The following is a 9,852-nucleotide window of genomic DNA, read 5'->3' as shown; positions in this document are numbered from 1 at the left end:
TCGCCTTCTTCTGTCGCTGGCGGCAGGCCGATCTCCGGGACCACCTTCCAGGCGGCCATGACGATCAGGCGGCGCAAGGCGAATTCGGCGGGGCGAAGGATCGACAGGATCTCCAGATAGAGCCCGCGCGGCAGGGTCTCGACCGGCCGGCCCCACAGGATCCCGGCCATGGTGACGAGCCGCGCGGCAAGCGCGTCGAGCGCATCGCCGTAATGTTCCACCGACCCTTCCCAGTCGAAACCCATCCCTGCCTCCTTCGGCAACAAACACGGGACGGATTATCCGGGAGGTTTCGGGGGTGTGGATAAAAAAGCGCGAAGAAAATGCGAAGTGTGAGGGAGGACGGCCCGGCGGATAGGAAAACCGAATGCGCCTTAGCGCCCCACTTACCTCAGTTTGCTACCGAATTCGGCCATCGCCGCGATCACTGGTTCGATGCGTTTACCAGCATCCGTCAGTTCGTATTCCGTCTTCGGAGGTACGGTCGGATAAACAGTCTTGGCAACCAGCCCGGCTCCGCACAACATATCAAGCCTCGCAGCCAGCATACGCGGGCTGATGCCGGCAAGCGATCGGGCCAGTTCCGAATAACGCTTCTTGCCTGACAGCAAATCTCGAATGATCAGCGTCGTCCATTTGCCACCGATAATGTCATTCGCTCGTGCCACCGGGCAGTCTGTGTCGCAGACACCATTGAAATCGCTGATCTTTTTCATTCGTTAAGCTATACTTTTTGTAACTACTTCACTTTCTATAGTTATATATCTACCTTGCTGCAAGCGTTTAAACGTGAGGAGCGATATTTATGACAAGACTGAAAGCTATTCTCTGGGTGGTTGCCGTCTCGCAGCTGGTGCTCGGCGCGCTCACGCTGCTGGTACCCGGTCCCTTCTTCGACTGGATGGGCCTGAGCGTGCCGCCGATCGACAACAACTACATGCTGGGTATGCTGTCGTCGCGCTTCATCGCCTATGGAATAGGCATGGCGGCACTCGCCCGTCAGGCGACGCCGGACTTGTTCTGGATCCGCAACATGGTGCTCATCCAGGCTTTGGATTTCGGGGTTGGCGCATACTATGTGGCAACCGGAACGATCGGCATCGCGGTCGCCGCGTTTCCGATGGTCAATGCCGCGATTTTTGCCACCCTTCTCTCGGTCTGGAGCCCTCGTGGGGAGCCTGCCGGGTCGGCGGCAGCCTGACCCTAAAAATAAGGACGTTGAGATCAACGCGATTGGCCTGTTTGGGCACCTTTGAACAAAAAACCCGGCGTTTCCGCCGGGTTATTCTTACTCGATGCCAATCCGGATCAGCTATCCAGGAAGCTCCTTAGCTTCCGGCTCCGCGACGGATGCTTGAGCTTCCTGAGGGCCTTGGCCTCGATCTGGCGAATGCGTTCGCGTGTCACCGAGAACTGCTGGCCGACCTCCTCGAGCGTGTGGTCGGTGTTCATACCGATGCCGAAACGCATTCTAAGCACGCGCTCCTCGCGCGGGGTCAGCGAGGCGAGCACGCGGGTGGTCGTCTCGCGCAGATTGGCCTGGATGGCGGCGTCGATCGGCAGGACGGCGTTCTTGTCCTCGATGAAGTCGCCGAGATGCGAATCCTCCTCGTCGCCGACCGGCGTCTCCAGCGAGATCGGCTCCTTGGCGATCTTCAGGACCTTGCGGACCTTTTCCAGCGGCATGGCGAGCTTTTCGGAGAGTTCCTCCGGCGTCGGCTCGCGGCCGATCTCGTGCAGCATCTGGCGCGACGTGCGGACGATCTTGTTGATCGTCTCGATCATGTGCACCGGAATGCGGATGGTGCGGGCCTGGTCGGCGATCGAGCGGGTGATCGCCTGCCTGATCCACCAGGTGGCGTAGGTGGAGAACTTGTAGCCGCGGCGGTACTCGAACTTGTCGACCGCCTTCATCAGGCCGATATTGCCTTCCTGAATCAAATCGAGGAATTGCAGGCCGCGGTTGGTGTATTTCTTGGCAATGGAGATCACCAGCCGGAGGTTGGCCTCGACCATCTCCTTCTTGGCGATCCGGGCCTCGCGCTCACCCTTCTGGACCTGATTGACGATCTTGCGGAACTCGGCGACGGAGATGCCGGTCTCCGTCGACAGTTCCTGGATCTCGGAGCGCAGTTCGTCGATGGCCGCCAGTTCCTTGGCGAATTCACGCCAGCCGCGTGCCGACAGGCCGCTGACACGCTCACGCCAGTTCGGGTCGAGTTCGGAGCCGTGATATTCCTTCAGGAATTCCTCGCGCGACACGCCGTAGCTCTCGGCGAGGCGCAGCAGGCGGCCCTCGTTCTGCACCAGGCGCTTGTTGATCGAGTAGAGCTGCTCGACCAGCGATTCGATGCGCTGGTTGTTGAGCGACAACGACTTCACGTCGGTGATCAACTCGTCCTTGAGGCTCTTGAGACGCTTTTGCTGGCTCGGCGACAGCGCGTCGGTCGTCGAGTCCGCCAGCGAGCTTTCGACGTGCTGGTCCTGCAGCTTGCGCAGCTTGGAATAGGTCGAGGCGATGGTGTCGAGCGTTTCCATCACGCCTTCGCGCAGTTCGGCCTCCATCGCCGCAAGCGAGAGGTTGACCTCGTCCTCCTCTTCGTCTTCCTCCGGCTGGCCTTCCCCGCCGACATCGGTGACGTCGTCGTGGCGGCGCGGGGCGCGCAGCGCGCGTTCCTTCTCCTCGCGCTCCTTCTTGGCCTGCTCGATTTCCTCGGGAGTCGGGACCTTGGGCACCTGTTTGGCCTCGGGGCCGGCATAGGTGGCCTCGAGGTCGATGATGTCGCGGAGCAGGATGTTGCCTTCGTTGAGTTCCTCGCGCCAGATGATGATCGCCTGGAAGGTCAGCGGGCTTTCGCAAAGCCCGGCGATCATGGTTTCGCGCCCGGCCTCGATGCGCTTGGCGATGGCGATCTCGCCCTCGCGCGACAGCAGTTCCACCGTGCCCATCTCGCGCAGATACATGCGCACCGGGTCGTCGGTGCGGTCCGTCGGCTCTTTCTTCTTGGCGGTGGTGGCGACGGCGCTGCCCGACGACGTCGCCAGTTCGGTTGACGTCTCGCCGTCACCGTCGCCGTCACTGTTGTTGTCGTTATCGTTGTCGCTGTCGACCTCGTCGTCCTCGACGACGTTGATCCCCATCTCCGACAGCGTCGACATGGTATCCTCGATCTGCTCGGAGGTGACTTCCTCGGAGGGAAGCACGGCGTTGAGCTCATCCATCGTCACGTAACCGCGCTTCTTGGCGAGCTTGAGCATCTTCTTGACGCTGTCGGCACTGAGGTCCAGAAGCGGGCCGTCAGAAGCCTGTTCGGGCGCGGTTGCGGCTTCGGTTTTTTCTTTTGTCTTGGTTGCCATAAAAGTTCAGTCTCCGGCGGGCACGGGCTGCAGCCTCCGTTCCGCCTGTTCGCGTCCATCCGACGGGATGAAACCGTTTGTCCGACCTTGCGAGTTCAAGCGTCAGCCTTAGGCCAACCACCTTAATCGCCAATTAACTCTATCTAGGTGCCCTCGCCGCCAATCCAAGCTTTGCTCGCACGCAACTGCCTTGTAACGTCCGACACAAGGGGCCCCAATCCGGAAACCCCTTGATTCCCGCGATTCGCCGGGCCGTCAACACCTCCGCGGCAGAAAAATTGCGCAACGGCAACGTGGCCGCCGGCGGCAAGGCCCTCAAAACGAGCGCATCGGACGGCCCGAGGAGACGCCGAATCCGTCGACAAGCGCCTCCAGCGAATTGGCCGTGTCGATCTCCTTCTGGATGTCGGCGAGGCGGTTGTAGTCGAGTTCGTCGCCATCGCTCGCGCACGCCGCCTCGGCAGCGCGGAGCTCGCGCTTCAGGCTGCGGGCGCGGCGATGCAGGTGCAGCGCCTGGCGGAATCCTTCCCGCGCGTCCTCGAAGGCCGCCTCCCCCGTCGCAGTCCACAGCCGGGCCCGGCGGATCAGCGCGTCGAGCGTCGCTATCGTTTGCATCTGGCCGGCCAGCGCCGGATGCTCGAGCAGCGCCTCGCGCGTCCTCGGGCGCGACGTCGCACAGACGTCGAGGATGGCGCCGCGCAACCGCTCGAGGCCGCCATGGCCCAGATCAAGGCCGGTGAAGTCATCGAAATGCTCCGCGAGCAAGTCCGGATGGCAGAGCACGGCGGAAACCAGTGCGGCCTCGCGCAGCGGCATGTTGTCGACCGCCGCGCTCAGGAGGCGCGAGCGTGTCAGGCTTTCGGAGATCGCAAGCCGCCCGCCGGCCATTCCGGCGCGGCCCTTCCGAGGGCCATAGGCGTCCCGGCCCCCCTTGCCGCCGTGGCGCGATTGCGAGACCGGGCCGAAATGGGCCGCGATGCGCTCGCGGATCGCCTGGCCGTAATGGCGCCGCACGCTTTCATCGCGGATCGTGCCCGCGGCGTCGCGTAGCAGCCGCTCGAGTTCGGCGCGCCGTTCGGGGGTGTCGAACACCTTGCCGCTGGTTTCGCGCGACCACAGCATGTCGGCAAGCGGCTTAGCACCCGCAAGGATCGCGGTGAAGGCGTGCGACCCGCCCTGCCTGACCAGATCGTCGGGGTCCTTTCCGTCCGGGAGAAGCGCATAGCGGACCGAACGCCCGGGCTTCAGGCCGGGGAGCGCCAGATCGAGCGAGCGCCAAGCTGCGCGCACGCCCGCCTTGTCGCCGTCGAAGCAAAGCACCGGCTCCGGCGTCAGCCGCCAGAGCATTTCCAGCTGGTTTTCGGTCAGGGCCGTGCCAAGCGGCGCGACCGCGTTGGCGATGCCGGCCTGATCGAGGGCGATCACGTCCATGTAGCCCTCGACCGCGACGATGGTGCCTGCCTCGCGGGCTACTTCGCGCGCGCGGCGGTAATTGTAGAGCACGTTGCCCTTGTGAAAGAGCTCCGTTTCCGGCGAATTCAGATATTTTGCCGGCACGTCGGGGGACAGGGCGCGACCGCCGAAGGCGATGGTACGGCCGCGCGCGTCCTCGATCGGGAACATGATGCGGTCGCGGAAACGGTCGTAGGACACCGGAATGTCATCGCGGAACACAACCAGCCCGCAAGCCTCGATCTGGTCCTTTGCCGCCCCCCTGGAGGCGAGATGCTCCTTCAGCCCATTGCGGCTGTCGGGCGCATAACCGAGGCGGAACTTCTTCTGCGTGGTGCCTGACAGTCCCCGGTCGCGCAGATAGGCGCGCGCCTTCGCTCCCGCCGACGCCTGAAGCTGCGCCTCGAAATAGGCGACCGCCATCTCCATCACGTCAGAGAGCGTCGAGCGCGCCTGCTCACGCCGTTCCGCCTCCGGATCGCGCTCCGGCATCGGGACCCCGGCCAGGTCGGCGATCTGGCGCACCGCTTCGGGAAACGGCGTACCCTCCAGCTCTGTCAAGAAGCGGAAATGATCGCCGGAGACGCCGCAGCCGAAACAGTAATAGCGTCCCTTCTTGTCCTCGCAGTGGAAGCTCGGCGTCTTCTCGCCGTGAAACGGACAGCACGCCCAATAATCACCGCGCTGCGCATTGGTCTTGCGCTTGTCCCAAGGCACGCGCTTGCCGATCACGTCCGAAATCGGAACGCGATCGCGTATCTCGTCCAGAAAGGATTGCGGAAAACGCATTGCCGGCCTCAGGGAATCTGCGACCACCTATACAGGGGCACGCGGCGTGACGCCACGCCCTTGGCGGAGGTTCCTCGCAATTCACAGACAGCAGTTCTAACGCCTAGCCGCGATGCTACGCTCGCGAAAATATTTGAGAAATGCGTTTATCTTGGCGGCGGTATTGGAACTCGGGTTGAATTCGATGCCGGCACGATAAAGCTTGCTCCAGCGCACGGTTCCGTCGAGATAGCCAAGCGCCTTGCACGCTATCTGGATACTTTCTCCGTTCACAAGCGTATTGGGCGTTTCGGTGGCTATGCAGATTCCGGTGGTGGAAATATCCACCACGGAAGCGCGATACCGCTTCCGGCACGTACTGGCCAAGACGCCAAAACGCGCGAGATGCCGCTCACTAGAACGTTTCTGTTCTGTTCTCGCTTGGACCAAGATGGTGCCTTTCGCAATCATCCCAACCCCGTGTCCCAAGCGAAATTGTTGGCGAAAAAGAATAAATTCGCCTTAAGAGCCCAATGCAAATGTTCGTAGTGCGGCTATGTATTTCCGGCGAAAATGCAGGGCCGGCAGTTTCCCGCATTATGTCAGATCAGCAACTTCACCCTTTAAAATGCTTGAAAAAAGCCGCGATCTTGGCCGCGTTGTTGGAACTTGCAGCGAACTCGATGCCCACGCGATCTGGCCTCACCCAGCGAACCGCTCCATTAATGCATCCCAGTTCCCCGCAATGGATCTCAACCTGATTTCCGGGCTCTTGATCGGCCGTGCTGTGCATCTCCAGTCCTATTCCGGACATCGAAAGGTCCTGGACCATGGCGCCATCGATCTTCATTCCGTTGGAAATTTTCGCGAACATCCGCGTCTCGAGGCGCGCATGGCGACGTCGACTGGATTGATCATCACCGCTCATCTCCCCCTCCTGCCAATGGAACAATGAGAAAAATTGTACATGCCCTAAAGTAATATGCGGTTAATTCCGGCGGCGGAATTCACTGTAAATCCGCCAATGCGCCCACTAGCGGCCCGGAGCGGTCCACGCCAGCTTGTCGGACTCTTCGCGCGGTGCCAAAACGGCATTCGCTGCACAGACAGGCGACCTCCCGACCGCCGCCATGCCCACAACAAAGCGTTCAAGGAAACCCAAGATGCTTAATTACCTGACCCTCATATTCATCTGCCAGCTCGCCGGCGAGGCGTTCGTGGTTGCGGTCGGGCTCCCTGTGCCCGGCCCCGTCATGGGAATGGCGCTTCTGTTCGCCGGGCTGATGATCCATGGCGGCATACCGGAGGATCTGCAGAAGGTGGGCGGCGCGCTGCTCGCCAACCTGTCGCTGCTGTTCGTCCCGGCCGGAACCGGCATCATGGTGCATCTCTCATTGCTCACGGGAGACGGAATTGCAGTTTCCGTCGCGCTGGTCGTCTCGACCGTCGCGACCATCGCCGTGACCGGGCTGCTGATGCAATTCCTGACCGCCCGCAAAGGGAGCGCGAAATCCGATGCCGAGTGATCTTCCAGCAGATCTGAAGGACGTCTGGGTCTATCTCTCGGCGAGCCCGCTTCTCCATCTCACACTGACGCTGGTCGCATACCAGGCCGGGATGTGGATATACACGCGAGGCAAGCTTAACCCTCTGCTCAATCCGGTGCTGTTCGCGGTGGTGGTGCTGGTCGCGATTCTGTTAGCTACCGGAACGAGTTACGAGACGTTCTTTGAAGGTGCGCAATTTGTGCATTTCCTGCTCGGGCCGGCCACCGTGTCGCTTGCGATTCCCCTCTACCGCCAATTCCACCGGGTGCGCGAATCCGGCATGGCCATCGCGGTCAGCCTGCTAAGCGGTGCGGCGACGGCGGCCATCAGCGCCATGGCGATCGCCTGGGCGCTCGGCGCGGCACGCACCACTGTTATCTCCATCGGGCCGAAATCGGTCACGGCCCCCGTTGCCATGGGCATTTCCGACAATCTCGGCGGATTGCCGTCGCTGACAGCAGTGATGGTGATCGCCACAGGAATCCTCGGGGCCGCCCTTGGCCCGCTGGTGCTGGACGCCGTCCGAGTGAAGGACTGGGCCTCGCGCGGTTTCGCCATGGGGACCGGAGCCCACGGCATCGGCACGGCGCGGGCGCTGCAGGTGAACGAGATCGCGGGCGCATTCTCCGGCCTCGCCATGGGGCTGAACGCCTTGGCAACCGCAATACTTCTGCCGCTTCTATGGGCGCTTTTCTTCTAGTATTGAGCCACCCCTGCCTGTTGGGGGCGCCGAATCGAACGACTTATTGGCGAAGGATGTTCTTCACCACGCCGCTGGCCTTGCCAAAATCCATCTGGCCCGGAAAGCGCTGCTTGAGTGTCGACATGCATTTGCCAACGTCGCGCAGGCCCTCGGCACCGGTCTCGTCGACGACGCTCTTGCACGCCTGCTCGACCTCATCCTCGCCCAATTGCTTGGGCAGAAATTCCAGAATTACCGTTGATTCCCGGCGCTCCTGATCGGCCAGTTCGAGGCGTCCCGCCTGCTCGTAGGCATCCACCGATTCACGGCGCTGCTTGATCATCTTCGTCAGGATTTCGGTGATCTCCTCGTCGGAGACCGGGTCCTTGCCAGCAGAGCGATTGGCAATGTCGCGATCCTTCACCGCGGCGCAAATCAGTCGCAGTGTCGAAATCCGGGTTTTGTCCTGGGATTTTTGAGCATCTTTCAGCGCAGCTTGTATCGCTTCGCGCATCATAACAACTCCTTGATAGCACGCGGAACATAGCGCTGTTCGATAGGCGAAGCAAGCGCAGAACATGGTCCTAAGCTTTTGATATCTCTGTCTATTCCATTTCCTGGCCTAAGGTTCTGCAGCGCCGTGCCACAGAATCGCCGCAAACCGCGTGGGCGCCATGCAGAGGCCAAATACTGCCCGGATATCAATCTGAGCGGTGTTTTCAGACCGGGGATATGGTGATAGAGCCCCGCCTCGGCAAGGTGCCTCAATTCACTGTTTCGAGATCGACGACGATGCATGACTCCACCGCTCAAAGCTCTCCCGTCACGCCGCCCTGGGCTACGGAGCCTGCCACGGCGATACTGGTTCTGGCGGATGGAACGGTTCTGGAGGGAAAAGGTTTCGGCGCGCCGGGCGCCGTCGAGGCGGAAGTCTGCTTCAACACGGCGATCACCGGCTACCAGGAAATCCTCACCGATCCGTCCTACGCCGGACAGATCGTGACGTTCACCTTTCCGCATATCGGCAATATCGGAGCCAATGACGAGGATATCGAGGATCTGACGCCGGCGCGGCGCACCGGTGCGGTGGGGGCGATCTTCAAGGCCGACATCACCGACCCCTCGAACTACCGCTCCGCCGGACATCTGGACGCCTGGCTGAAGGCGCGCGGCATCGTCGCCCTGGCGGGCATCGACACGCGGGCCCTGACTGCCCACATCCGCGAAAACGGCGTGGCCAACGCGGTGATCGCACACGATCCGAAGGGACAGTTCGACATCGGGGCGATGAAGCAGCGCGCCGCCGAATGGAGCGGCCTCGTCGGGCTCGACCTCGCCAAGGACGCGGCTTCCGGCCAGTCGTCGCAGTGGAGCGTGACGCCGTGGAAGTGGGACGAGGGTTTCGGCGTCAACACCGCCGAGGACGTGCACATCGTGGCTCTCGATTATGGCGTGAAACGCAACATTCTGCGCCTCATGGCCGGTCTGGATGCGAAGGTGACGGTGCTCCCCGGAACGGCGAGCGCCGAAGAGGTGCTGGCGCATAACCCTGACGGCATCTTCCTGTCGAACGGGCCGGGCGATCCGGCTGCAACCGGCGAATATGCCGTACCGGTGATCCGTGAACTGATCGAAACAGGCATTCCCGTGTTCGGCATCTGTCTCGGTCACCAGATGCTGGCGCTGGCGCTCGGCGCGAAGACGGTGAAGATGCACCAGGGCCACCACGGGGCCAACCATCCGGTGAAAGACCACACCACGGGCAAGGTCGAGATCGTGTCGATGAACCACGGTTTCGCGGTCGATTCCGCTTCTCTTCCCAAAGGTATCACCGAAACCCATGTTTCGCTGTTCGACGGCACCAATTGCGGCCTCGCCGTCGACGGAAAGCCGGTCTTCTCGGTGCAGCACCACCCCGAGGCCTCCCCCGGCCCGCAGGACAGCCACTACCTGTTCCGCCGGTTCCTCAACCTTATCCGGCAGAGAAACGGCGAAGCGGCGGTGGCCGAGCGCTGAACCGGATTTCGATTGCGCACTACCCTCTTG

Annotated in this window: 10 protein-coding genes and 1 pseudogene; 4 read left to right on the top strand and 7 right to left on the bottom strand. The window is 61.9% G+C overall.

Annotated features, from left to right (window positions below):
• Positions 1 to 245: pseudogene (locus LC298_RS17920) on the bottom strand (hypothetical protein); the annotation flags it as partial.
• A 141-nt stretch (positions 246 to 386) separates the two neighbouring features.
• Positions 387 to 716 carry a winged helix-turn-helix transcriptional regulator gene (locus tag LC298_RS17915; RefSeq protein WP_131571697.1) on the bottom strand — a complete coding sequence of 110 codons (330 nt, stop codon included), beginning with the start codon at positions 714 to 716 and terminating at the stop codon, positions 387 to 389.
• Between the two features lie 89 nt (positions 717 to 805).
• Here LC298_RS17915 and LC298_RS17910 point away from each other — a divergent pair, with 89 nt between their 5' ends.
• Positions 806 to 1,201 carry a hypothetical protein gene (locus LC298_RS17910; RefSeq protein ID WP_131571700.1) on the top strand — a complete coding sequence of 132 codons (396 nt, stop codon included), beginning with the start codon at positions 806 to 808 and terminating at the stop codon, positions 1,199 to 1,201.
• 107 nt (positions 1,202 to 1,308) lie between these two features.
• Here LC298_RS17910 and rpoD read toward each other — a convergent pair whose 3' ends face one another.
• The 4 genes from rpoD to LC298_RS17890 form a co-directional block, all read right to left on the bottom strand.
• Entirely contained in the window at positions 1,309 to 3,357 is a 2,049-nt protein-coding gene (gene rpoD, locus LC298_RS17905) for an RNA polymerase sigma factor RpoD (RefSeq protein WP_131571704.1), read from the bottom strand.
• 315 nt (positions 3,358 to 3,672) lie between these two features.
• Entirely contained in the window at positions 3,673 to 5,598 is a 1,926-nt protein-coding gene (gene dnaG, locus LC298_RS17900; RefSeq protein ID WP_131571707.1) for a DNA primase, read from the bottom strand.
• Positions 5,599 to 5,694: 96 nt separating this feature from the next.
• Positions 5,695 to 6,048: a PilZ domain-containing protein gene (locus LC298_RS17895; protein WP_131571710.1), complete on the bottom strand. Its 354-nt coding sequence runs from the start codon at positions 6,046 to 6,048 to the stop codon at positions 5,695 to 5,697.
• Between the two features lie 145 nt (positions 6,049 to 6,193).
• Positions 6,194 to 6,505, bottom strand: coding sequence for a PilZ domain-containing protein (locus tag LC298_RS17890; protein ID WP_131571713.1), 312 nt, complete (start codon positions 6,503 to 6,505; stop codon positions 6,194 to 6,196).
• A gap of 235 nt (positions 6,506 to 6,740) precedes the next feature.
• Here LC298_RS17890 and LC298_RS17885 point away from each other — a divergent pair, with 235 nt between their 5' ends.
• Both LC298_RS17885 and LC298_RS17880 read left to right on the top strand, forming a co-directional pair.
• Positions 6,741 to 7,103 carry a CidA/LrgA family protein gene (locus tag LC298_RS17885; RefSeq protein ID WP_131571716.1) on the top strand — a complete coding sequence of 121 codons (363 nt, stop codon included), beginning with the start codon at positions 6,741 to 6,743 and terminating at the stop codon, positions 7,101 to 7,103.
• A complete protein-coding gene (locus tag LC298_RS17880; RefSeq protein ID WP_131571719.1) occupies positions 7,093 to 7,824 on the top strand; it encodes an LrgB family protein in 732 nt (243 codons plus the stop codon). The genes LC298_RS17885 and LC298_RS17880 overlap by 11 nt, the downstream gene beginning before the upstream one ends.
• Before the next feature lie 43 nt (positions 7,825 to 7,867).
• Here LC298_RS17880 and LC298_RS17875 read toward each other — a convergent pair whose 3' ends face one another.
• Positions 7,868 to 8,320, bottom strand: a complete 453-nt coding sequence (locus tag LC298_RS17875) for a GatB/YqeY domain-containing protein (protein ID WP_131571722.1) — start codon at positions 8,318 to 8,320, stop codon at positions 7,868 to 7,870.
• 278 nt (positions 8,321 to 8,598) lie between these two features.
• On the opposite strand from LC298_RS17875, the gene carA reads away from it, so the two are divergent.
• On the top strand, positions 8,599 to 9,822 hold the full coding sequence (carA, locus tag LC298_RS17870; protein ID WP_131571725.1) for a glutamine-hydrolyzing carbamoyl-phosphate synthase small subunit: 1,224 nt from the start codon (positions 8,599 to 8,601) through the stop codon (positions 9,820 to 9,822).
• Positions 9,823 to 9,852: the final 30 nt, after the last annotated feature.

Source organism: Oricola cellulosilytica, assembly GCF_019966575.1.
Taxonomy (GTDB): Bacteria; Pseudomonadota; Alphaproteobacteria; order Rhizobiales; family Rhizobiaceae; genus Oricola; species Oricola cellulosilytica.
The sequence above is the reverse complement of the archived record's forward strand: the minus strand, read 5'-3'. Positions and strand labels throughout refer to the sequence as shown.